General features: G+C 39.1%; 19 protein-coding genes. 15 read left to right on the plus strand and 4 right to left on the minus strand.

The features are described 5' to 3' along the window. Positions 1–63 precede the first annotated feature (63 nt). The 12 genes from hemA to BM107_RS06845 all read left to right on the plus strand — a co-directional run bounded on the left by hemA (position 64) and on the right by BM107_RS06845 (position 12,092). Positions 64–1,290, plus strand: coding sequence for a glutamyl-tRNA reductase (gene hemA / locus BM107_RS06790; RefSeq protein WP_090981589.1), 1,227 nt, complete (start codon positions 64–66; stop codon positions 1,288–1,290). A gap of 644 nt (positions 1,291–1,934) precedes the next feature. After that, positions 1,935–3,515, plus strand: coding sequence for a hydroxymethylbilane synthase (gene hemC, locus BM107_RS06795; protein WP_186462453.1), 1,581 nt, complete (start codon positions 1,935–1,937; stop codon positions 3,513–3,515). 145 nt (positions 3,516–3,660) lie between these two features. Then, positions 3,661–4,629 carry a porphobilinogen synthase gene (hemB, locus tag BM107_RS06800; protein WP_090981593.1) on the plus strand — a complete coding sequence of 323 codons (969 nt, stop codon included), beginning with the start codon at positions 3,661–3,663 and terminating at the stop codon, positions 4,627–4,629. 174 nt (positions 4,630–4,803) lie between these two features. After that, positions 4,804–6,174, plus strand: a complete 1,371-nt coding sequence (gene hemL, locus BM107_RS06805; protein WP_090981596.1) for a glutamate-1-semialdehyde 2,1-aminomutase — start codon at positions 4,804–4,806, stop codon at positions 6,172–6,174. A gap of 103 nt (positions 6,175–6,277) precedes the next feature. After that, on the plus strand, positions 6,278–7,144 hold the full coding sequence (locus BM107_RS06810; protein ID WP_090981597.1) for a sensor histidine kinase: 867 nt from the start codon (positions 6,278–6,280) through the stop codon (positions 7,142–7,144). 12 nt (positions 7,145–7,156) lie between these two features. After that, the gene (locus BM107_RS06815) at positions 7,157–7,861 is read left to right on the plus strand and encodes a response regulator transcription factor (protein ID WP_039477978.1); all 705 of its coding nucleotides are present in this window, start codon (positions 7,157–7,159) and stop codon (positions 7,859–7,861) included. Then, positions 7,861–8,376 (plus strand): hypothetical protein, encoded by a 516-nt coding sequence (locus BM107_RS06820; RefSeq protein ID WP_090981599.1) that lies wholly within the window; start codon positions 7,861–7,863, stop codon positions 8,374–8,376. The genes BM107_RS06815 and BM107_RS06820 overlap by 1 nt, the downstream gene beginning before the upstream one ends. A 206-nt stretch (positions 8,377–8,582) precedes the next feature. Further along, on the plus strand, positions 8,583–9,608 hold the full coding sequence (gene hemE, locus BM107_RS06825) for a uroporphyrinogen decarboxylase (protein ID WP_090981600.1): 1,026 nt from the start codon (positions 8,583–8,585) through the stop codon (positions 9,606–9,608). 45 nt (positions 9,609–9,653) lie between these two features. Further along, positions 9,654–9,887 (plus strand): hypothetical protein, encoded by a 234-nt coding sequence (locus tag BM107_RS06830; protein WP_090981602.1) that lies wholly within the window; start codon positions 9,654–9,656, stop codon positions 9,885–9,887. Then, positions 9,887–10,633, plus strand: coding sequence for an ATPase (locus BM107_RS06835; RefSeq protein ID WP_090981603.1), 747 nt, complete (start codon positions 9,887–9,889; stop codon positions 10,631–10,633). Before BM107_RS06830 ends, BM107_RS06835 begins: the two co-directional genes overlap by 1 nt. Continuing rightward, positions 10,630–11,190 (plus strand): CopD family protein, encoded by a 561-nt coding sequence (locus BM107_RS06840; RefSeq protein WP_090981605.1) that lies wholly within the window; start codon positions 10,630–10,632, stop codon positions 11,188–11,190. Before BM107_RS06835 ends, BM107_RS06840 begins: the two co-directional genes overlap by 4 nt. Before the next feature lie 311 nt (positions 11,191–11,501). Next, positions 11,502–12,092, plus strand: a complete 591-nt coding sequence (locus BM107_RS06845; protein WP_090981607.1) for a hypothetical protein — start codon at positions 11,502–11,504, stop codon at positions 12,090–12,092. Positions 12,093–12,542: 450 nt separating this feature from the next. On the opposite strand, the gene BM107_RS06850 is transcribed toward BM107_RS06845, so the two are convergent. From BM107_RS06850 to BM107_RS06865, 4 genes are read right to left on the minus strand one after another with little or no spacing between them, the layout of a single operon-like run. Further along, on the minus strand, positions 12,543–14,192 hold the full coding sequence (locus BM107_RS06850; RefSeq protein ID WP_090981609.1) for a hypothetical protein: 1,650 nt from the start codon (positions 14,190–14,192) through the stop codon (positions 12,543–12,545). A 51-nt stretch (positions 14,193–14,243) separates the two neighbouring features. Further along, the gene (locus tag BM107_RS06855; protein ID WP_090981611.1) at positions 14,244–15,212 is read right to left on the minus strand and encodes a BT_3987 domain-containing protein; all 969 of its coding nucleotides are present in this window, start codon (positions 15,210–15,212) and stop codon (positions 14,244–14,246) included. Between the two features lie 10 nt (positions 15,213–15,222). Further along, on the minus strand, positions 15,223–17,016 hold the full coding sequence (locus tag BM107_RS06860; protein WP_090981614.1) for a RagB/SusD family nutrient uptake outer membrane protein: 1,794 nt from the start codon (positions 17,014–17,016) through the stop codon (positions 15,223–15,225). Between the two features lie 23 nt (positions 17,017–17,039). Next, positions 17,040–20,063: a SusC/RagA family TonB-linked outer membrane protein gene (locus BM107_RS06865; protein WP_208864346.1), complete on the minus strand. Its 3,024-nt coding sequence runs from the start codon at positions 20,061–20,063 to the stop codon at positions 17,040–17,042. A gap of 865 nt (positions 20,064–20,928) precedes the next feature. Between BM107_RS06865 and BM107_RS06870 the strand changes: the two genes are divergently transcribed. The 3 genes from BM107_RS06870 (at position 20,929) to BM107_RS06880 (ending at position 24,034) form a co-directional block, all read left to right on the plus strand. Continuing rightward, positions 20,929–21,954 (plus strand): GntR family transcriptional regulator, encoded by a 1,026-nt coding sequence (locus BM107_RS06870; protein ID WP_244278750.1) that lies wholly within the window; start codon positions 20,929–20,931, stop codon positions 21,952–21,954. A gap of 319 nt (positions 21,955–22,273) precedes the next feature. Then, positions 22,274–22,849, plus strand: a complete 576-nt coding sequence (locus tag BM107_RS06875) for an RNA polymerase sigma factor (protein ID WP_090981620.1) — start codon at positions 22,274–22,276, stop codon at positions 22,847–22,849. Between the two features lie 63 nt (positions 22,850–22,912). Further along, complete coding sequence (locus BM107_RS06880) at positions 22,913–24,034, plus strand: FecR family protein (protein ID WP_090981622.1); 1,122 nt, start codon at positions 22,913–22,915, stop codon at positions 24,032–24,034. Positions 24,035–24,155 lie beyond the last annotated feature (121 nt).

The raw sequence follows: 24,155 nt of genomic DNA on the forward strand, positions 1-24,155 counted from the left end.
ATGACAGTCACATGCCTTCGCCATGTTACTTTTGTATCCCGATAATATTAATAACGGAAGCACTTGGAATATTTAAAAGTAATAGCTTTTACGCATCACCACATTGACCTGAAATCTTTAGGGAAATTAGTTATTTGTGACCAGAGTTTAGATAGCAGGTTGAAGAATGTTCAAGCAGAGCTTCCCGTTAGCGAAATTTTTTATGTCGGAACCTGTAACCGTGTAGAATTTGTTTTCTTGACCAAAGAGAAAACCGACAAGGAATTTGTAACCAAATTTCTCACTGTTTTAGACATGGGGCTGCCTCCTGAATTTATGGAGCGTTTTCTGGATAACGTTACCGTTTACGAAAACGAGGAAGCTTTTAACCATTTGCTTAGAACATCATGTTCTTTAGAGAGTTTGGTGGTTGGTGAAAAGGAAATCCTTGCCCAAATCCGTAAAGCTTACGAAAATTGCCGCGATGCCGGATTTACCGGCGATTACATGCGCATGATTATGGATCGTGTAGTAAAAACGGCGAAAGAAGTTTATACACATACCAATATCTCTAAAAATCCTGTTTCTGTTGTTTCATTGGCTTACCGTAAGTTAAAAGAGTTGAACATGTGCGGCAACTCACGTATCTTAATTATCGGCGCCGGCGAAACCAATCAGAATATTGCAAAATATCTTAACAAACATAAATACTCCAATTTTTCCATTTTCAACCGTACTTTCTCTAAAGCCGAAGTTTTGGCTGAAGAGCTAGGGGGTAAAGCTTATCCGTTAGCGGCACTTGAAGATTTTAATGAAGGGTTTGATGTGATCATCACCTGTACGGGTTCTACTGAAGCAATTATCACGGAAGCGTTATATGCTAAACTGTTAAATGGCGATCAGGGCAAAAAAGTGATTGTAGATTTGGCTATTCCGAATGATGTTCTGCCTGCAGTGATCCATAATAATCCTGTGCATTATATCGAGGTGGAATCGTTGAAGGAGGTAGCACGCAAAAATATCCAGGAACGTTATAACGAACTGGTGCATGCCGAAGAAATTATCAGCAATAACATTACCGAGTTTTTCTCTGTTTTAAAACAACGTCGGATTGAACTGGCGATGCAGGAAGTGCCGAGAAAGATTAAAGAAATCAAAAACACAGCTATAAATGGTGTTTTTGCTGACGAAATCAGTCAGATGGATGAAGCCTCGCGTGAAGTTTTGGAACGTGTTATGAACTACATGGAGAAAAAATACATCAGCGTACCGATGGTCATGGCCAAAGAAATTCTGGTAAACCAACCTTAATTTATTCATATTCATATTCTTTTTGTGTCATCCTGAATGAAATGAAGGATCTTTTCTATGGGAAGGAAACATCCTTGAAGGTAGATTCTTCGCTGTGCTACCATTGACGTTATTTTGTAATTACCCATTAATGAGCAGAATGCAGCATCATGCATTTCCGTATAGCTAGGCCATAGCACCGTATCACCGTTCTACTTAAAACCGGCCTAATAAATTTTTCGGACTGCACTGTTCTAGCCATAACACTGGCTTTGAAAGAAAAATTTTCAGCCGGCATTTTTTGTTACTTTTTGATGCCAAAAAGTAAGAGCCCTTCGGCGGCGGTGAGCCGAGGCAAGAATTGTGCGAAGGAAAAAACGTCAATCATATTGATTTTTATATCATAAATTATCCCTCAGAATGACAATAGATAATATGGGATCCTTTTTTTGTGTCATCCTGAACGAAATGAAGGATCTTTTCTATGGGAAGGAAACATCTCTTTAGGTAAATTCTTCGCTGCGCTCAGAATGACAACAGATAATAGCCTAATGTCATAGAAATCCTTTAAATTCTCCTTTCTGTAACCTCACTGTCTCATTTTTAAACAATTCATGGTATAAACCACTATTTAAATTAAATTTGTAATTCATTTAATCTTAATAGTGAAGAAATTAACCATTGGAACACGCGGTAGCGATCTGGCTTTATGGCAGGCAAATCATATCAAAGATGAATTAGCAGCCATCGGAATTGATGCAGAAATCAAAATCATTAAAACTCAGGGAGATAAAATCCTGAACTTAAGATTAGATAAACTGGAAGGCAAAGGCTTTTTTACCAAAGAACTGGAAGAAGAGCTTTTGGGTGGAACAATTGACCTTGCTGTACATTGCCTTAAAGATTTACCAACTACACATCCTGCCGGATTAACCATTGCTGCTTTACCACCACGTGAAGAAGCAAGTGAATATCTTTTGATTTTAAAAGACTGCGTTGACGTTACACAAAAGTTGTCGTTAAAAAAAGGGGCAATGGTGGGTACTTCATCTAATCGTCGCAAAGCACAATTATTAGGTCTTCGACCTGATTTGGAAATTGAAGATTTACGCGGAAATGTACCTACCCGGATCCAAAAGCTCCGGGATGAAGATTATGATGCGATTTTGATTGCCAAAGCCGGTGTTAAACGTTTAAATCTTGATGTGACCGATCTACATGTAGAGGAACTGGAAACTACTGAGTTTATCCCAGCACCTGCCCAAGGTGCTTTGGCCATTCAAATCAGGGAAAATGATACCGAACTTTTTGATGCTCTTCAAAAATTACATGATCCCGAAACAGCTGAAACCGTAACGGTTGAACGTAAGGTGTTAAACCTTTTTGAAGGTGGCTGCCATATGCCGTTAGGCTGTTATTGCAAAAAGGAAAACGGAAAATTCGAAATCTGGACTTCAAAAGCCGAAACTGCCGACCATTTTCCCGAACGCTTGTTTTTACGTGCAGAAAGTACCGAAGGTCTGGCTGAAAAAATTGTTGAAAAGTTTAATAAAGACAGAAAGAAACCAGCAAAGGTTTTTATTTCTCGCGAAATCGGCGAACACAGTTATTTCCGTAGAGCGTTAGAGAATAACGATATCGAAATTGAGGGGCGCTCACTAATCCGGACCTTCCCGATCGTAACTGTTTTAGATCAGTTTATTTTGAAGCACGTAGATTGGGTTTTCTTCAGCAGCCGCAATAGTGTTGAATATTTCTTCAACCTGAAACCTGTATTGCCAAAGAAAACCAAATTTGGTGTTGTTGGCAGAGGTTCGGAAGACGCCTTACGTAAATTCGGTCATATTGCTGATTTTGTTGGTGAGAGTGGTGATATTACAGAGGTTGCGGAAGATTTTGCCAAACTGGTTGCTGGTCAGCAGATATTGTTTCCTAGGGCACAGGATTCTTTGCAATCTATTCAAAAATCGCTACCTGCTGATGCTAAAGTAATCGATCTGCCCATTTATGAAACCGTAATAGAAGAAGATATAGATCGGAGTTATGCCGATGTGCTTATTTTTACCAGTCCATCAAATGTGGATGCCTATTTCGCAAACAATTTATTGGAACCCGGTCAGCAGGTAATTGCCATAGGAAACTCTACCGGTAAGAAATTTGATGAAATGGGCGTTAAATATGCTTTGCCATATTCTCCGGATGAAATTGGATTGGCAGAAGCGGTGTTTGGAATAGAGATGAGGTAGAGGCAGGAAGGTTTAGGGTGTAAGATAATTAAGTCTTGATACCCGATACTGTAATCTTGATACCCGATACTTCAATCTTGATACTCGATACTTCAATCTTGATATCCGATACTAAATACTTGATACTAAATACATAGATAAACAAATGTTAAATCGTCCGCGCAGATTACGGAAAAACCCGTTAGTGAGAGAGATGGTAGCCGAAACACGGTTGTCAAAGGATATGTTTGTGTACCCTTATTTTGTGGTGCCGGGCAGCAATGTTACCCACGCCATTGATGCCATGCCTGGTGTAAACCATTATTCTATTGATACGCTGGTAAAAGATGTGGAAGCCGGAATGAAAAAGGGGCTCAATAAAATCATGCTTTTTGGTGTTGGTGATGAAAAATCAGCAGATGCCAAATCGGCTTACCACGATCATTCCTTGGTGCCGGTAGCGGTACGCGAATTAAAAAAACAATTCGCCGATGATTTATATGTGATTACTGATGTGTGCGTATGTTCTTATACCACCCACGGTCACTGCGGTATTTTAGAAAATGATTACGTTCAAAACGATAAAACAGTTGAAGTAATCGCAAAAATGGCATTAACCCATGCTGAAGCAGGTGCAGATATGTTTGCGCCATCTGATATGATGGACGGTAGGATTGAAGCCATGCGTAATCTTTTGGATGAAAACGGTTTTGTGAATGCAGCTATTATGAGCCACGCTACAAAATTTGCTTCAGCCTATTATGGTCCTTTCAGAGAGGCCGCTGATTGCGCACCTGGCAAAGGAGATAGAAAAGCTTATCAGATGGATTTCAGAAATCCGTTAGAGGCTTTACGAGAGGCGGCTTTAGACGAGCAGGAGGGAGCTGATGTTTTAATGGTAAAACCGGGCCTGGCCTATCTTGACATCATTCAACGGCTAAAACAGGATACCGATTTGCCGATTGCAGTTTACAATGTATCTGGCGAGTATTCGATGGTAAAAGCAGCGGCCGAGCGTGGTTGGATCGACGAACAGAAAGTGGTAATGGAAACCATGCATGCCTTTGCCAGAGCAGGCGCAAGTATTATTACTACTTACCATATTAAAGATATTTTAAATAACAACTGGCTTTAAGGTAAATGGCAGAAGGTTTTAAGGTTAAGGGTTTATGTGTCCAAAATCTTTCAATTTCTGCCTTTTAGTCTTTAACCCTAATAATTCATGGTATAAGATAGAGATTTTCAAGGATTGAGGGTTTATGCGCCCTAAGCCTTACACCCTCTACCTTCTAACCTCAACCTTTAAAAGATGTTAGATTCATTAAAGAAAATGTTTGCAGGCAATGAAGCCGATATTCCGGTAAATACAGGCAGTAAACCTGATATTTCGAGGGCAAAATCTGCTGAATTGTATGAAAAATCGAAAACGTATTTCCCTGGTGGTGTAAATTCGCCTGTAAGGGCTTTTAAATCAGTTTATGGTACGCCGCTTTTTATCGAAAAAGGTGATGGCTGTTATATCTGGGATGCCGATGGTAATCAGTTTATCGATTTCTGCGGTAGCTGGGGACCACTAATTTTAGGACATAATAATCCTAAAATCCGCGAGAAAGTTGCCGAAGTGATGCAAAGTGGCATGAGCTTTGGCGCACCAACAGCCCTGGAAAATGAACTGGCAGAATTGATTATTAAAAACAACCGTTTTGTAGAGAAAATCCGTTTTACCAGTTCGGGTACCGAAGCCGTAATGTCAGCCATTCGTTTGGCACGCGGATTTACCAATCGGGATAAGATTTTAAAGTTTGAGGGCTGCTATCACGGGCATAGCGATTCGCTTTTGGTTAAAGCAGGTTCAGGCCTGGTTACTTTTGGTGAAACTTCTTCTGCAGGAGTGCCTAAGTCTTTTGCCGAAGAAACCATTGTGGTTCCATTAAATGATCGGGCGGCGATTGAGCAGGCATTTACCCAGTTTAAAGATCAGATTGCGGCCGTAATTATAGAAGGTATTCCTGCCAACAACGGTTTAATTATGCAGGATGAAGAATACATTCATTTCTTGCGTAAAATCTGTACCGATAATGGTTCACTTCTAATTTTTGACGAAGTAATTACCGGATTTAGGGTTGGTTTTGAAGGTGCAGCAGCGCATTACGGCATAACACCGGATATTGTTACTTATGGTAAAATTATTGGCGGTGGGTTGCCTGTTGGTATGTATGGTGCCCGTGCCGAAATCATGGCGCACATTTCTCCTGATGGCGGCGTTTACCAGGCCGGAACCTTATCAGGTAATCCGGTGGCCATGGCAGCGGGAATTGCTACTTTAACCGAGTTAAATAAATCTGGTTTTTATAAAGATTTAAACAATAAAGCACAAGAATTTGTAGCGAGCATTCAGCGTTTTGCAACTGCACGTAACTATAAGTTTAAAGTGTTTACCATTGGCTCTATCTTCTGGTTTGCCTTTACTGATAAGGATAAAATCCAGTCGGCTGATGATATTGATGCCGGCAGCATGGAGAAGTTTAAAATAATGCACCGCGAGTTGCTGAATAGAGGGATTTATTTAGGTCCATCGGGGTATGAAGTTGGCTTTGTATCTTCAGCTCATACCAAGATTGAATTGGAGAAAGCAAAAAGAGCTATTTTTGAAGCATTGGATTTGGTGTTTAAGAAATAGTTCTTAACCCCTTATATAGTATTGAGCGATGGTTCGTGTGGATACGAACCAAGGAGAGAATTAATCGGTGTAATCAAATCACCCATATAATCAACCCAAGGGAATGAAGAAATCTATAATTATATTTTACGCATTATTGCTTTATGCACTGGTTCAACTCATTTCGTGGGGTACCTTGGTGGTGCGTTTGCAACCCAGCCGCATGACGATGATTATGGGGGAGGGTTCGGTATTTTTATTTTTGCTTGGTTTCGGTGGCTATTTTCTGCATCAATCGTTAAAACGTGAGGATAAATTACGCGAGCAACAGCAAAATTTTTTAATGTCGATTACGCATGAGTTGAAATCTCCATTAGCAGCTATAAAACTTTCCATCCAAACCATTGTTAAAAGAGATTTGGATAAAGCGCGCCAAATTTCGTTGTTAAACAATTCTTTAAAAGATATTGAGCGTCTGGATGATCTGGTCGAGAATATGTTGCTGGCTACTAAAATTGAAAACCGATCTTATACCTTTCCTAAAGAGGAGTTTAATTTTTCAGAGCTGGTTTATAAAATTACTGATCGGCTTCAGGTTCATTCCTGTGGCAATGAACAATTGATCAATGCCCATATTCAGCCAAATTTGCAGCTTATGGGTGACAAATTTGCCTTATCGTCTGTTGTTACCAATTTAATAGAGAATGCAGTTAAATATTCAAGTCCCTGCGATGAGATAAATGTGCATTTAAACAAAGTGGATGGACATATTCAGTTTAGCGTAATTGATAAAGGGCCGGGTATTTCAGATGCCGAAAAAATGTTGATATTTGATAAGTTTTACCGCGTTGGTAACGAGAATGTCAGAAAAGCGAAAGGAACAGGTTTAGGCTTGTTTATTGTGAAAGAGGTTTTACAATACCATGATGCAGATATTACAGTAAAAGACAATCAGCCTCATGGAAGTATTTTTGAAGTAACATTTAGTTAGTTAATCTCAATTATGTCACAAAAATTAAGAATTCTATTGGTAGAGGACGAGGATCACTTGTTAGATGCTATCAAATTAAACCTCGAACTGGAGGGTTATAAAGTTCACGCCGTTAAAGATGGCAAAACCGCTCTTAAAGTTTTTAAAGAAGAACGCTTTAATCTAATTGTTTTAGATGTAATGTTACCTGAAATGGATGGTTTTCAGGTTTGTGAAACCATACGTTTAGAGAATGCAGAAGTTCCAATCATGTTTTTAACTGCGAAGAACACTTCTGAAGACCGTGTTCTCGGTTTGAAAAAAGGTGCTGATGATTATTTGGTTAAACCATTCAACCTGGAAGAATTGATTCTTCGTGTTGGTATTCTGGTTAAACGCAGTTTAAAATCTGACGATCTAAAAGAATTGAATTCTTACAAAATTGGTGATAAAACCATTTATTTTAACTCTTTTGAGCTGAAACATGATGATGGTACCATCACACCCTTAACCAAGAAGGAAACCATGTTGTTAAAATTGCTTATTGAACGTAAGAATGATGCGGTTTCGAGAGAGCAGATTTTAGAAACGGTTTGGAATTATGACGTTTATCCATCAACCCGAACAATCGACAACTTTATTTTAACGTTCCGTAAATATTTCGAGCCAGATCAGAAAAATCCGGTTTATTTCCATTCCATTCGTGGCGTAGGTTACAAATTTACCGATAGTCATTAATGTACAATAATAAGGGCAGATATGCTTTAATGGCCGTTTTCCTGCTTGCCGGATTGGTTTGTGTTTTTTACCATCAATACCAGTTGGCAGCGCTTTCGGCATTATTGATGTGTTTTGTAATCTGGAGCCATTTTAAACATGGTTCGGTTTTAATGGCTTCGAAACATTTCAAAAACAATGATTTTGGGAAGGCCAAAGCCTTGCTTGCCGAGGTTACACAACCTGAGCGTTTGGCCAAAGGCCGCAGGGGTTACTACGAATTTATGCAGGGCAATATGGCGTTGAAGGAAGAAAACTTTGATAAGGCCGAATATCACTTTCAACTGGCAAGCCGTTTTCCGGTAGGAGGTAAGAATGAAAAATCGTACATACTGATCCACCTGGCTAATCTCGCATTGCGCAAAAAAGATCGGGAAAGAGCAGAAGCCTATACCAAAAAGGCTAAAGAACTTGCTGAAACCCAACGTTCGAAGGATATTATTGTTAAAATTGAAAAAGAAATAGGTAAGTTATAATACTAATATTGTCATTTTGAATAACGAAGCACCGGTTTAGGGATAAAAAGGTACTTCGTTTTTTTTTTATTTATACCTTTGCAAAATTAATTTTAGACTTTTCGTCCCTTAGCAAATCGTCATGCTGAATTCAATTCAGCATCTTTTATATGTTGGGCCCTGAAATGGATTCAGGGTGACGATAAGTGAGATACCAAATACAAATCATGAAGAATAATTTATTTTTAGACGCAGCATTTTCAAAACAAACCGAACGCCCACCAGTATGGATGATGCGTCAGGCAGGTCGTTTTATGCCACAATATTGGGAAATTAAAAACAAATACTCTTTTTTGGAGATGTGTAAAACCCCCGAAATTGCAGCAGATGTAACAATGTTACCTGTTGATTTATTGGATATCGATGCAGCTATTTTATTCTCTGATATTTTGGTAACCGGAGAGGCAATGGGTGGCGATTTAAGTTTTACTCAAGGTGTTGGTCCTAAGTTTGCAAATCCTGTTCGGACGGCCCAGGACGTTGAAAACCTAAATATTGATTGTTTAGATAAACTGCAGTATGTTGCCGATGCAATTAAGGTAATCCAACAACGTTTAGCTGGAAATATTCCTTTAATCGGCTTTGCCGGTGCACCTTTTACGGTAATGAGTTATTTAATTGAGGGAGGTTCTTCCAAAGATTTTAAATTAACCAAACTATTTATCCATAACCAACCAGAACTGGCACATAAACTTTTGGCTAAAATTGCTAAAATAACGGCCGATTACCTGAATCTTCAGATTGCAGCCGGTGTTAATGCCGTTCAGATTTTTGATAGCTGGGCACTGGCTTTATCATGGAACGATTATCAGGAGTTTTCACACCGATATATTCAGGAAATTATTGCCAATCTGAACAGACAAGATATTCCGGTAATTTCTTTCTGTAAAGGAAGTTCGGTTTTTGCTCCGATTATGGCCGAAGCTAAACCAGATGTAATTTCGGTTGACTGGAATGCTGATTTATTGAATATTAAAAATGCTTTACCAGCAGGAATTGCCGTTCAGGGGAATTTGGATCCACATATATTGTATGCTGATAAATCAGTAATCAAGGCGCAGATCCATAAACTGTTCGAGCGCATGCGCGGTACGGAAGGTTTTATTTTTAACTTAGGTCATGGTATTATGCCTGATATTCCTTTCGATAACGTAAAATATGCAATTGACGTAGTAAAGGAGTTTAGGTTTTAATCAAATCGTTTGGTTTTCGTATATTAGCTTTATAACTCAAATATTATGACTGTTAGATCATTAGATGACGAGGATAAATTGCCAATTAAACAGCTAATTAGAGCAGTTAACAAGAAGATGGACGATGTGCTGAGAGTTGTTGATGCTTTAAATTTGGGCAGAACCGAGGTAAAGGCTGATGGGGTATACCGTACATTCAATAATGGAGATGTTGTTAAGATAGCTGATGGTAATTTTAAAAAAAGAACTGTTTCTGTAAAGAGAATTAAGCTTTTTTAATGTCGCGGAAGCCTAGATTAAGGATTTTTGCAGGTCCAAACGGTTCTGGTAAAACGACATTGTTCGATTCTATAAGGTCAAGCTATTTTTCTACAAGAATTTTCATTAATGCTGATCTATTGGAAGAGGAGTTTAAAAATAAAAACTTTATAAACTTATCTGATTTTGAAATTGATGTCACAAATGATGATTTTGAATTGTTCTGTTTTCAAAATGGTCTCTTTATAAAGGCGGGTTTTGATATTAAAAGTTGGAATCTCGTTATACGGGAAAATGTTATAGTCAAAAATTCAATAGATACATCGCCTTACAACTCCTATCACTTTGCTATTATTGCGGATTTTATCCGTTATGAGTTAATCAAAAATAAAAAATCATTTAGTTTCGAAACTGTATTTTCACACCCCTCAAAATTGAAGTTAATTGATTTGGCTCATCGCAATAATTTTAAGGTTTATCTTTATTTTATTGGTACACAAACCCCTAAAATGAATGTAGAGCGTGTAAAAGACAGAGTTTTAAAAGGAGGGCATTTAGTTGATAGTGGTAAAATTGAGCAACGCTACTTTTTGACAATGGACTTACTGATAGACATGATTAAAAAGGCGGATCAAACTTTTCTTTGGGATAATTCTGGTAGTAAACATGATTATGTTGGCGGAATTTCTGATGGGATATTGGATCTAAAGATTACCAACATCCCAAATTGGATAGACACTTACATTTTGGATAAAATAAAACAATGATAGAAAACTTACTGCCATACTACCAGTACTTCCTTGCTGTTCACATCGTATTTGTGATCAGCTGGATGGCTGGGCTCTTTTATATCCTAAGTCTTTTTATCTACCATACAGAAGCAAACGATAAACCCGAGCCGGAAAAAAGTATCCTCCAGAAACAGTTTGTCAAAATGGAAGCTACTTTATGGAAAATCATTGCTACTCCAGCCATGATTATTTCTGTTTTGGCTGGGGCATCGATGTTAACTTTAAATTCAGGGCTGCTTCAAGCCGATTGGATGTGGGTTAAGCTTGGCTTCGTGATCGGCCTGCTTATCTATCACTTTATTTGCCAGAACATTGTTAAACAGCTTAAAAACAATCAATACAGGCTAACCAGTTTCCAATTAAGGTTATGGCGTGAACTGGCCACCATTTTTATGATTGCCATTGTGTTTGTGGTGATTCTTAAAAATGCTATCAACTGGATTTATGGCTTAATCGGCATTATGGGCGTGGCGATGGCGATAATGATTGCCGTAAAGCTCTACAAAAACTACCGCAAAAAACGTGGCGAATAATCTTTTGCTACGAAGTTAATAGTTCAGCAATATTTCATGTTGATTAACCTGGTCGATACGTGATTAGTGTCGCTTGAGCTGAAGTGTTATGGTTTCAAAGATCGAATCAAAAATCAAGGTGAGCGCATGTTTATGCTTTCAAAAATTATATAAAAAGCAGTATAAATAATACACATATAATTGATATTTGCATTTTTTTTGTGCTCCAAAAAATGCTTAACGGCCATTTAAAAGCACTTTGTTGATAAATATCAAAGACTCAATTTTTGTTAAGTAAACTTTAAAAAATAATTAAGAGTATCTTTGTTTTCATGAACAACGCTCTAAAAATCATAGTGTTATCAACCTTAATAACCAGTGCTAAAGCCCAAATTGTTAAACCGCTGTCTGCCGACTTATTATCTGCTGCCCGTACAAACTTCAACAAAAATTTAATAAAATTGGATTCGGTTGATATCGATGATTTACCGGCTTCGGTTTATTTGTTTTCCAGAGATGGTAAAAACGAAATAGAGATTGACGGTGTTACGGTTTTAACTGACCAAAAAGAAATTATTGGCATTAAGGACATGGATCTGTCTGAAGAGTCATTGAAAAATATCAGCGAAAGATTAAAAGTTCTGGATAAACTCCAGAAAGCCTATAGCGATGCTTCCAATGATGAATATAAGTCTAGCAAAAGAAACAAAAATAACATCGTTTTCTATGATCGCAGGTTTTTTGCAATTCTGCGCGGAATCAAAACAACCTTGAGGGATTTAAAGAAAATGTATACTGCAAATCAGAATGATAAAATGAAAACGATATCAGTTGCAGCCATGAAAAACCCCAGTATCGACTGGAAGTTTTACAGCCAACTGATAGAAGCAGAACAGGATAAGACAATAGCGCTAACCAAATAACTTAGTTTTAATTCAAGTCAACCATCTATAGCGGAAATTATAGGTGGTTTTTTTTATTAAACATCGGATTACAATTAATCTTAAAGATATTGCGATACCGGACCATTGATAGATTCTAAAAAAATCCTCATCTCGACTGTAGCGCAGCAAAATGGATAGCGCTTTGAACTGCGTTATTGAATCTGGTTTAAGAGCTTTTACCTCGCGGTGCCTTCAGATTCACTACAGCGCTCGAAAGGACGATACTTCGGGGCCGTTAAACGCTCTTATACATGAGTTATTTATAATGTTTTATACCATAAACATTTCTCAGAATGACAATTCCATCGTATCATCCCGATATGCAGCGAAGGAATCTTCCTGTAAATTTTGCTTCTATCTAAAGGCAAACTAAACTAACATCTCCTTCGCTGGTTATCAATTATAAGTTTGATCTACTGCGGTTTTAACTTATTTATCCACCAATAAGAATGAAAGTGTTCCTTTTTGAGGCATAACTTTAAAACCAACACCGTTATCTCTTTCTGCAAAGAAACCCTTAATGGCATTTAAAGTGTATGAATGGTTGTCGAAGTCGAAAGCTAAAGCTTTTGGTTGAATTTTTTTCAATGGCAGCTTCTCCGGATAGTGAACATTTAATTCCATATACCATTTTTTTGACGGGTTATTAAGAAGTTTTATTGACATCGTCTGCTCTGTTAAATTTAATACAAACTTACCATGTTCAGTTGGCCATGTGATCTTTGTTGAATATCGACCTATATTTTCAAAAGTCGGTTGTCCACCTGTGACAGGCGTGGCTTTTCCGTTTTCATTTACCATCAAACGTAGACCGGCAGGATTTCCATCCTTTCCCCACTGAGAGCCGTCTATTACAGGCAGGGTGTAGAAAAAACTTTTGTTGATGGTTGTCACTGAATTTAAGTATCGGTCAGGGATCTTTTCATTGAATAGGTGGATGTCGGCGATGCGCAAAGTACTTTTCTCCCACAAGATATTCATCCTATAGAATCTACTATTGTACCAGATTGTTTTTTTATCACTATTACCCAGATCCTTTTCTACCGTAAAGGTGGTTGCCGGCGTAACTTTGTAAGTTTTGGAAAACCATTTTCCAGACTGCTCCATCGTTTCAACCCTAACCTTCCCTTCATCTCTTAAACGGGCAATTATTGGCATTTGTATTTCAAGCCCTTTTTTCATGTTAGACCAGGTAAATGAATTTTCCTGTCCGGCCTGTGTATAATTAAAGCCCAATGCAGAATCTTTAGTAAAGGTTTCAAAAAACCAGTTGATCCAGTTTTTATTGCCACCTGCCTCGGGATATACGGGTTCTAAAGTAACAACAGCACTTCCGTTGGCATATTGCCTGATGGGGTCACTTCCAAGCATGCGAAATACGGGTACCGGGATTTGAGCTGAAGCATGTTGGGCCGGCATGTAAGCGTTGATTTTGCTTGGATAATAAGCCTGGTTCCAATAACCGCCCCACAAGGTAAAACCATCTGTTCCAATCTGATCTTTACAGTTTGCGGTGGCAACAATTTTATATTTATTATACATGTAATTCAGGGAATGGGCATCGATAACCCAGGCTGCAACAGACCTGGGATAGTGACCAAATATTTGTTTGAAATCATTAAAATAAACATCAATTATCTTTTCCCTTTCAGCTGGTGTATAACCTACAGAAAAACCAATGTCTGAATGCCAGTCCCAGGCATATTTTCCACGCCACTTTATTCCTGCTTTTTCAATAAGGGGTTTAGGAAGTTCCCACCAGGCACCTAATTCAAATTTATCTTCTGGAAGCGCTTTAAGTAGTTTTTGATAACGCTCATCAATAAGGGCATCATACTGTAACAAAAACGTGCCACCCAGGTCGTTTTTGGTCATCAGCTTTATTTGCTCCACAACGGTTTGATAGAGCACGTCAGGTGTTACTTCTTGTTCCCGAGGTTCTATTGCCCTGATAAAATTAACGATGTTGATGATCCTTGGGCTTTTTGCTTGCTCTTGTTTTAGCTGCTGCGCAAAAGAGAAGCTAATATTGGTTAAGGATACCAAAAAAAGGTAAATAAAAATATATGATCTTTTCATAAATAAAATATTGGTAAAACCCTGCAGAAGCCAGTTCTGCAGGGCATTAAATTAATATGCACCAAATTCGGCAAGGTGTACACTCGATGAGCTATAACTGGATAAGATAACGAATTTTACATAACGGGCATCAACGAAATCAGTTAACCATTTTTTTTGCTGATTTCTAACAGCATTGAGCGTAAACTGTGCTGCCGGCTTCCAGTTAATATTGTCCATACTGGTTTCTATACGAACGTCCTGAGGTTTACCGCCGGCACCGTCAACCTGCCTCGCAGTGAAATTTACCCCGTGCAGGGTGAGTACCTTACCCATATCTATTGTAATGTAATGGGGTGGTCCCGGGCTGGCACCCTGCCATTGCGAATGCCAAAAGCTCTGGATATTACTATCCAGTACAAATATTGCCCTTCCGTTATTTGCACCTTCGCCGTTCGCCTCCTGAGAGGAAAAATCCACAACTTTCCACGCAGAACGGTCGTAATCCGGATAATCGGCCTGATTAGGCTGTGAGCTGATTAAAAAGTAAGTGGTTTTAAGTTTCTCATTAATTTTGAAATCAGAAGATACACTTACAGGTAGCAGGTAATTTCTGAACATTTTTATTGCATTACTACCCGTCGTTTTTACCGAAATTTTAAATGGCGAAGTGGACAGGCTTCCTTTAGGTATAACAGATTCTGTGGTACTTAACTGATAAGCACCATCAGGAAGGGGCTCATAATTTGTATTGTTTAATGTATTGTAGGTGTTTACCAAAGCATTATCTACGCTAAACCGAACCCGAATGTCATTATCCGGATAACCCATACCTCCGAAATTTGCACCATAAACGAACGACTGGTCAACATCTTTAACTTCTAATGTTTTGCTCACAGTGCCGTTTACAGATTGAGGCATGTAAACCTGATTGTAACTGGCTTCATCCTGCTCGGGCAACATAACGGTCTCTTTACAGGAACTGGCCATCAATATTGCGCCACTCAGCATCAATATTTTTATAATTGACTTCTTTTTCATAATTTTTTATTTACCAGAATGGATTTTGAACAATTGAACGGTTTCTATCTAATTCATACTGCGTTATTGGCCACCAATAATAAGATTGGCGGAAAAGGTGAGGGGTCGCTGTAGGTACTCTTTTATAAAAATCATTACCATCCTTACTAATATCCATCCCATGCATGGTACCCATTACCTGTGGCGCAATTTTCCAGCGTCTGATGTCGTAAAAACGATGCCCCTCGTAAGCCAGCTCAATACGGCGTTCAGCCCAGATCTTACTGCGCATTGCAGCCTGACCAGCCGGGATGGCAACTTGTCCCGTACCTCCGCCATAGGTTGGGATACCTGCCCGCTCTCTGATTGCATTAAGATAGTTGAGTATATCTGGGGCGCCAGGCTGGTACTCATTCAAGGCTTCGGCATAATTAAGGTAGATCTCTCCAAGGCGAAAAAGAATAAGCGTTCTGGATTGTACCTGTCCGTTTCCGCCAGCGCCAACATTGGTTTGCCGCCCAACATTCTTGCGTATCAGATAGCCGGTTTTCGAAAAGTCTGTTGGATGTCCGTTTCTTCCATTAACACTCGATAAAAAGAAACTTATTGGTGCCGGAGCAGACATGGTGCCTCCTTGCCATATACTGTTATTGTATGTTACCCCATGATAAAATCTTGGCTCGCGATTAAGGTACATATTAGATACTTGTACACCAGAAACATTGGTAAAACCTGCCTCTGAATACAGCGATGATTCAGCAGGTATGAGGCCATCTGACATGAAATAGGAATCAACTATTTCCTGGGTAGGGGCCAATCCACACCATCCACCCGCCTGTCTAGGTGTCGCGTGCACATCCCAACGAGCCAGATCGTTCGATTTTCTTACAAATATCTGCTCTGAATTCCAGCTGTTAAAAAACAAACCATCCAGTGATTTTACCGGATCTCCTGAAGCATCCTTATAGAGACGATAAATATTCAGGTCGATAACGGCCTTAGCTGCATCTGCGGCCCGCTTCCATTTCAGAGCATCATAAGTTTGTGAAATTAATGGTGTCCCATCTTTACTCACAAAGGAACTAACTTCAGTGTTTCCATTGTACTGGGGACTGGCAGCATATAATAATAATCTGGATTTTACAGCAAGTGCTATACCTTTGGTAATGCGGCCGAATTCAGCGTCACTCGTTTGCCCGTTACGTTGAGGTTGCAAAGGCAAAACAGCTGCAGCTTTATCTAACTCACTTGCCACATAACTCACGCAATCATCAAATTTACTCCTCGGTATTTGCATATCTGCAGCTACAGCGTCAGGAGGCGTTGCTTCTTCACCCATTAACACAACCGGGCCATACTGACGCATCAACAGGAAATAAAAGTATGCCCTTAAAAAACGGGCTTCAGCCTGATACTGGTCAATAAGTTGCTGTCCATTCAATGAACGGATCTCAATATTTTCATTAATGTGCTGCATGAAATAGGTTGCAGAACGAATACCCTGGTAATAATTACCCCAGCGGTCGAAAATAACGTTTGAAGGGTTTAGATTTCCAATGTTAACCGGATAATTTGGACCACCTGCCCAGGTTAAATCAGCCTCGTCTGCACATCCAACCATCGGATAGCCATCTATCGCATTGGATTCATCTGGTACAAAACTATACACATTGGCTAAAAATGCTTCTGAAGATGCTTTTTTGCGAAATACCTCTTCAATGGTTATTCTATCGTTAGGCACCTGATCCAGGAATTTTTTACAGCCCGTCAGCATCGTACCGCAACCTGCCAGTAGTACAATGATAAATTTCAATTGTTTCTTCATCTTTATGTCCTTAAATCAACTTATTAAAAATTACACCTTAAACCCATATTGTAGGTTTTTAGCAATGGATATTGCGAACCCCTTCCGTCACCCAGCTCAACATCCCATAGTTTGAATTCACTTGTAGTTAACAAGTTGTAGCCAATGAAATAAATGTTCAGGTTTGATGCTCCAATTTTTTTCAACCATTTTTTGTTTGCGAAATTGTAATTCAGTTCTACCGTTTGCAAACGTAAAAAGGAGCCGTTTTTAGTCCACCATGAACTCGTTTCGTAATTCATGTTATCATTTCCATATGTAATTCTTGGGTAGAGTGGGTTAGAGGCATTGTTTTGTGGTGTCCAGCGGTTGGTGATGGCACTGAATAAATTTCCGCGTTCGCCCCCAAGCCTGAATGGCTGGAAACCATCACCATTGAGAAAAATATCAACATTACTGATGCCCTTGAACCATCCAGCTAAAGACCAGTTCTTCCATTTAAAAGTAGGTCCAAAGCCGTATACGATTTCAGGAATACTTCCATAACCAATAGGTGCCTGATCGTAAGAATCAATTTTCCCATCGCCATTTAAATCTTTGTACTTAATATCTCCAGCCTTGTTAATGCCTGTTTGATAAGGACTGTTAGCAACATCTTCATCAGATTTAAACAAACCTTCATCTATATAACCAAATCGTTGGCCTAACTTGCGCCCGATTCGCTGTTGCCATGGATAAGGCCATGGTGCATTTGCATCATCGATAACGATAGCCCTGTTCCAGTTGATGTTTCCCCTTATGCCAAGGGTAAAATCACCTAATCGCTTCTGGTAATCTACCGTTGCATCGATACCGGTATTGTTAACCTTGCCCAAATTTGCATAAGGCAGATTGGGAACCCCAACTGTTAATGGGACATCCCCACGCTGCCTGAAAATTCCGTCCCTCTTCTCGCGGAATAAGTCTGCAACAATTGAAAGTTCGTCTTTAAATGCCTTTAGCTCAATACCTAAATTGTATTTAGTTGCCCGCTCCCAGGAAACGTCTACTGCATAATCTCCAAAATTTAATCCGTCAATGTTATTATTGGTGTTGTTTTGCCCATACGAGTATCCTCCCTGATTGGTAATGGTACTGATATAGGCAAAGCGGCGGCCTCCAATGTTACTGTTACCAACCGTACCATAAGAGAAGCGGAATTTCATGAAAGATAAAACGTCTTTGATGGGTTCATAAAACTTTTCCTGCGAAACAACCCAGCCTAACCCGAAGGATGGGAAAAATCCGAACCTTTTTTCAGGTGCAAATGTTTCAGACCCGTTATAACCAAAATTGACCTCAGCAAGGTATTTATTGTCGTAGGCATAAGTTAATCTACCTGCAAGACCCATATAACGGTATGGAATAGAGGTGATGAAGTCGCCAGCGAAGGCCTCCACCCGGTCAGATTGATTGTAAAGCACCATGGCACCAAAATCATGCGCTTTAATTTTTTTGGTGTAGTTGATGGCGCCTTCCATATAGAACTGTCGGCTACCGCCATTTTCCCTGCCATATCCGAGATAGTTGGTGCCAATCTGGGTTTGATCAAATAAAAGATTACCATTCGCATCCCTGCCGGTTGCCAAAAAGCCATCGACGGTTTTTGATCTTGAAATTTTGTGGTTATTGTAGTTGTCATAAGAAAACATGCCAGTAACAGAAAGTCCATCTGTTAGGAACGATAAATCCTGGGTAACCCTTAGGTTACTCCATAATTGTCCACGGAATTCAGTTGCATAGCCAGACTGAGTAAGTATGGTGTATGGATTACTTACATCAGCAGTACGGATTTTGGAGGCTAATCCATTAGAATATTGAATAGGGATGGTAACAGGCGTTAATACATAAGCTGCGTTAAAGATATTCCCAGTACCTGATCCCGGATAGTTTCCATTACTTAACCATCCGGATACGCCAAAATCGACTTTAGTCGTTTTGGTAATGTCTAGCGTAAGATTGGAAGTGAAATTAAAGCGGCTGAATTTTATCGATGAGTTGTAATTTGCCAATTCATCGGTTTTGAACATGCCGGTTTCATCATAGTAACCAACAGATAGATAATATTTAGCCTTTTCAGAACCGCCATTAGCATTTACCCTTAACCTGCGGTTATTACCGGTATTCTTAAGAATTGCATCAAACCAGTTCACGTTCGGATACAAATCCGGATCTGTCTGGTCGCGGGTGGCGGCAATGCGGGCAGCAGAATATCTTGGGTTGGGATCATTGGGGAAGCTGTTTCGGTAGCCTTCATTTGCGATTTCCATGTAAGTTACCCCGTCAGCAAATTCAGGTAGTTTGGTAAACTGTGTCAAACCCTGATCGTACTGCGCATTTATAGTCGCCTGGCCAACACGTCCTTTCTTAGTCTGGATAATGATCACCCCATTCGCACCTCTTACCCCATAAAGTGCGGTAGCAGATGCATCTTTGAGTACGCTGAAACTGGCAATATCTTCCGGATCAATGTTATTGAAGGAACGTTCAACCCCGTCTACCAGTATTAAGGGAGAACTGCTTGTAAATGTCGAGATACCCCTGATGTAAATCTCGGAATTATCATAACCAGGTTCTCCACTGCGCTGAACGCCAACAATTCCTGCTACGCGACCTGCAACCAAATTAGAAATATTGGCTACCGGCTGCTTAAGATCATCTACCTTCACTGTACTCTGGGCACCAATTGATGTGACTTTTTTCTGTGCTCCGAACGCAACAACAACAACTTCGTTTAAATCAGAAGTCTCTTCCTTTAAAGAAACTTCATAGCGGATTGGCGTTCCTAACCTGAGTTCGGTTGTTGTAAAGCCGGTCATCCGGAAAACCAGTATGTCACCTGAGGTAGCCTCAAGCCTGAATTCTCCATTAGTATCTGTTGTTGTTCCTTTTTTAGTCCCTTTAACAAGCACCGAAACCCCTGGGATTGGCTTTCCAAGTGTATCAGTTACCTTTCCCGTTATTTGGGCAAAGTTTTTTAAACTACCGGACTTTTTATGGAGGGTTAAAGGCTTGGAGTCTGTTAGCACTCTTGCCAAGTTTGAAGCCTTGGCTAAAGGTGAAAGTATGAGCATCGCCACACATAGCGAAAGCGTAAACAGCAATTTTAGCCTTGATTCATCCCGAAAGATGAAAAACAGGCGATTTGTAAAAAATTTAGATTGCATAATTTCTTTTAAAAAACGATAAATTAGGTTTATTGATCTCAGTTTGGGCCAGACACGGCCTTTTACTTTTTTGCAGACGTGTGAGATTAAAACCCCAGCCTCGGCTACGCTTTTCTGTCCATGCTCATCGAAATGGTTTTCTGTAATTATTTTTAATCATAGTAATTGTTTATGGTTTGGTATTATTAAACTCTGGCGGTTATTGGGCTATTCTTTTGTTAGCGGTTGTTCGGTAGTGTAAACTGGAATTCGAGCGTGGGCGATCGGTTATGTTTCAATTAGTTTATTATGGATATTATGCTTAAAAGGCGTTAAAATGGGTTCAACATTACTGCTTGAATTGCATAAAAAAGAAAATGCGTTTCCATACAATGCCTTCGGCATTTTAGTTAGTGTATTCATATAGTTAATATTTGGTTATTTTTATTGAGGCCAATATCCAGCGATTGAATTAAACTTCCATCCTCAACTGTCTGATAGATATTGTCGATTGTGCTTGTCTAAAACGTTTTATATTAACAAGCTGCTGAATTGATTGCTCCATAGATATAGTATTTCTTACCTGTAGAGACCTGGCTCAGTCAAAAAAAAATCGGATAATTTTCCCCGAAGAAAATTTTGAAATCTCTTACCCCCATAAGGCTTTTTCATTTGTCACTTATAAAACCAAGTATAAATTCAAAGTCAGTTTCAGGAGAGTTCTGGATACAGGCGTCAACAAATGATAATGAAGAATTATTTAAAATTTATAAAGCTTAACGAGGAATCCATTACCCCGAAATACCTGCAGATATACAATGCTTTTCTGGCTGCTGTAGAAAGCAATCAGTTAGAGGTTGATGATGTACTCCCATCTATTAATGATCTTAGCATTGCCCTAGATGTTGCCAGAAACACCGTGGAGCGGGCATACCGTCAGCTAAAGAATTTCGGTGTAGTCGACTCCGTTCCCGGCAAAGGTTATTATATCTGTAAGGTTGACTTTACCCATCCGATAAAAGTCTTGTTGCTATTTAACAAATTAAGTAACCATAAAAAAATCATTTACGATGCTTTGGTCGCCAGGCTGGGAGAATTCGGGGTGATTGATTTTTACATTTATAACAATGAAATTAATGTCTTCAGAAAAATTATTGAATCTAAAGCCGACTCATATGACAAGGTTGTTATCATACCGCACTTTTTTGATGAAGAGGAAAGCACCTATAAACTTATAGAAACCATAAACAAAGATAAACTTGTTCTCGTTGACAAATTGATTAAGGAAGTCAACGGTGATTTTTGTGCCGTTTATGAAGATTTCCAAAAAGATATTTATGGTGCATTGGTAGAACTTAAAGATAGGCTCAATAATTATAAAACCATAAAAATCATATTTCCTGCAAACAGCTATTATTCTAAAAATATTTTGGAAGGTTTTATAAATTTTTGTGTACACCATTCCTTCGATTATGAAATTCTCTCCAATTTAAAAAATGAGGTGATGATGGAGGGTACCGTATATATTAATTTGAGAGAGGATGATCTTATAGAACTTATCGAACAGCTCATCTCCACCAACCTGGTGCTTGGCCAAAACGTAGGTATTATCTCATACAATGAAACGCCTATAAAAAAAATAATTCTTAATGGTATAACTACAATTTCAACTGATTTTATGATGATGGGAGAGACAGCGGCAGATATGATCATGAGTGGATGTAAATCTCATGTATCTATACCTTTCAAAGTTACACAGCGAAATTCAGTATGATGTTTTGATGGGATAGTAGGTGACGGTTTATATTAATCATAATATATCTTTGTGGGTATGTTAGCGGCTAATTAAAACTGACGCTTAAAAAGGATATAAGGCCGGTCTTTTCGTTGAGAAACGCTTTTGGTTGAAAGTGACTGGCCTTCCTTTTTTAATGTTACACGAGTTAAATACACAGACGTAAAATTGAAAACCCGTATCGATGCGAACAGTAATGCCATTACAGACAGATAAGGTTGCGGGGTTGTTATGATATTGTTACATTTGATTACGGTGAATACTCAGCCTGATTTGCGATTCAACAAAACGTTATCGAATGACCAAATATAACGCAGCTACGGATACTCAGCTTTTGGACTTGTTAAAGTCCGGGAACCGTTGTGCTTATGCTGAGCTTTATCAGCGGTATTTTGGAATACTTTACGTTCATGCCCGCAAACGACTCAAAAATACACAGGAAGCTGAAGACGTTGTTCAAGAGATTTTTGTAGACTTATGGTCTGGCGCCCAATCTATTAATATTCACACCAGTTTATCCAGTTATTTAATTACCTGCACCAGAAATAAAATATTAAACCTTATTTCACGCACTGGTTTCCAGGAAAAGTACAAAATATCATTGGCTGTAACTGAAAAATTTGAGTCCCAGACGGATCATCTGGTGCGGGCACGTCAGCTCTCAGCGCTCATTGCCAAAGAAATTGAGTGTCTGCCTCCAAAAATGAAGCGCGTATTTTTAATGAGCAGATCTGAACACCTGACTTATATTGAAATAGCAAAGGACTTAAATATTACAGAGCAATCTGTAAGGAGCCATGTTAAAAATGCCCTTAAGGTTTTAAGATTTAGGCTGGGCCTGTTCTTCTACATTGTTTTGTATTTTATAAAATAATTCGATTTCTCTACCCCTATACCATTTACTTAATTGTCTATAAGATATAAGCGATAATTATTTATGCCTGAATATAATATTAATGATTTACTGAAAAAGTTTCGTCAAGGTACAATCCTTCCTGAAGAACAGGCATTCCTGGAAACCTGGTATCTCAACTGGAATTCTGATAATCAGCATTTCACGGAGGACGAGATAAATGCTGCGAAAAGCAAAGTCTGGTTAGCGCTGAATTCTCCGGTGCACAGGCTTAAGCCTTGGTATTGGCTGTCTGCCGTTGCAGGTATTTTGCTATTCATTATCGTATTTTGGTTCTATAAAGAAAGAATTGATAGTCCTCGCACAAATTTAGTTGTTAAAAAAGCACGTACAGACTTCAAACCCGGAGGGAACAAAGCCATATTAACATTGGCCAATGGGGAAGAGGTTTCACTGGGAAACCCCGCGAAAGGCGAAGTTGCAAGTCAAGGCACTGTACAGGTGACGGAAACAGAAACCGGAAAATTGGTATACAAAGGGCGTAAAGAAATTTCGGAAGCAGTAATGATAAACAAATTGACCACCCCGCGTGGCGGTGAATATCAGTTGGTATTATCTGACGGAACCAAGGTTTGGCTGAATGCAGCTTCATCCATAAGTTTTCCGGCCGCATTTGAAGGTAATTATCGAAAAGTTTCTATAACCGGCGAAGTATATTTTGAGGTTGCCCATGATAAAAAGAAACCTTTTTTAGTCACCGCAAGAGAACAGGAAATTTCTGTCCTGGGTACCCATTTTAACATTAGTGCCTATCAGGATGATGAATTTGTTACCACCTCGCTGATCTCGGGGGCAGTGCGTGTTAAAAACTTAAAAACTAAAGTGGAAAAGTCAATACAGCCCGGGCAAAGCGCAACAACTTCCTCCGCAAATGATGATGTATTGATTCATGCAATAGATAAGGACGAGATATTGTCATGGAAAAATGGCTATTTTCAGTTTGACAATCAAAATGTCTACAGCATTATGAAAGTTTTGAGCAGGTGGTACAATGTAGATGTTCAGTTCCTGAGCGATAAAAATACAGAACACTTTGGCGGAACTTTTTCCAGAGGAAAGCAGCTTTCAGAAATATTAGCAAATTTGGAAAAATTGGGAAATGTTCATTTCACTATAACCCCAAAGAAGGTAATCGTCACCGATTAATCCACAAACCAATCATATTAGAAAGGAGGAATTTCTGAAAAAAAATAACTAACTCATTAAACCAGGAACGTTGCGACCGTCCCTGGCAGATGACTATAATTAGCCTAACAGGTAAATAAAC

Source organism: Pedobacter suwonensis (genome assembly GCF_900111825.1).
Taxonomy (GTDB): domain Bacteria; phylum Bacteroidota; class Bacteroidia; order Sphingobacteriales; family Sphingobacteriaceae; genus Pedobacter; species Pedobacter suwonensis.

Excerpts from the sequence above, each read along its gene's own strand:
- BM107_RS06835 (WP_090981603.1), top strand. The coding sequence starts at position 9,887 with ATGTCGCGGAAGCCTAGATTAAGGATTTTTGCAGGTCCAAACGGTTCT.
- BM107_RS06870 (WP_244278750.1), top strand. The coding sequence starts at position 20,929 with ATGAAGAATTATTTAAAATTTATAAAGCTTAACGAGGAATCCATTACC.
- BM107_RS06875 (WP_090981620.1), top strand. The coding sequence starts at position 22,274 with ATGACCAAATATAACGCAGCTACGGATACTCAGCTTTTGGACTTGTTA.
- BM107_RS06850 (WP_090981609.1), bottom strand. The coding sequence starts at position 14,192 with ATGAAAAGATCATATATTTTTATTTACCTTTTTTTGGTATCCTTAACC.
- BM107_RS06845 (WP_090981607.1), top strand. The coding sequence starts at position 11,502 with ATGAACAACGCTCTAAAAATCATAGTGTTATCAACCTTAATAACCAGT.
- hemL (WP_090981596.1), top strand. The coding sequence starts at position 4,804 with ATGTTAGATTCATTAAAGAAAATGTTTGCAGGCAATGAAGCCGATATT.
- hemE (WP_090981600.1), top strand. The coding sequence starts at position 8,583 with ATGAAGAATAATTTATTTTTAGACGCAGCATTTTCAAAACAAACCGAA.
- BM107_RS06820 (WP_090981599.1), top strand. The coding sequence starts at position 7,861 with ATGTACAATAATAAGGGCAGATATGCTTTAATGGCCGTTTTCCTGCTT.
- BM107_RS06880 (WP_090981622.1), top strand. The coding sequence starts at position 22,913 with ATGCCTGAATATAATATTAATGATTTACTGAAAAAGTTTCGTCAAGGT.
- BM107_RS06815 (WP_039477978.1), top strand. The coding sequence starts at position 7,157 with ATGTCACAAAAATTAAGAATTCTATTGGTAGAGGACGAGGATCACTTG.
- BM107_RS06860 (WP_090981614.1), bottom strand. The coding sequence starts at position 17,016 with ATGAAGAAACAATTGAAATTTATCATTGTACTACTGGCAGGTTGCGGT.
- BM107_RS06830 (WP_090981602.1), top strand. The coding sequence starts at position 9,654 with ATGACTGTTAGATCATTAGATGACGAGGATAAATTGCCAATTAAACAG.
- BM107_RS06810 (WP_090981597.1), top strand. The coding sequence starts at position 6,278 with ATGAAGAAATCTATAATTATATTTTACGCATTATTGCTTTATGCACTG.
- BM107_RS06840 (WP_090981605.1), top strand. The coding sequence starts at position 10,630 with ATGATAGAAAACTTACTGCCATACTACCAGTACTTCCTTGCTGTTCAC.
- BM107_RS06855 (WP_090981611.1), bottom strand. The coding sequence starts at position 15,212 with ATGAAAAAGAAGTCAATTATAAAAATATTGATGCTGAGTGGCGCAATA.
- hemB (WP_090981593.1), top strand. The coding sequence starts at position 3,661 with ATGTTAAATCGTCCGCGCAGATTACGGAAAAACCCGTTAGTGAGAGAG.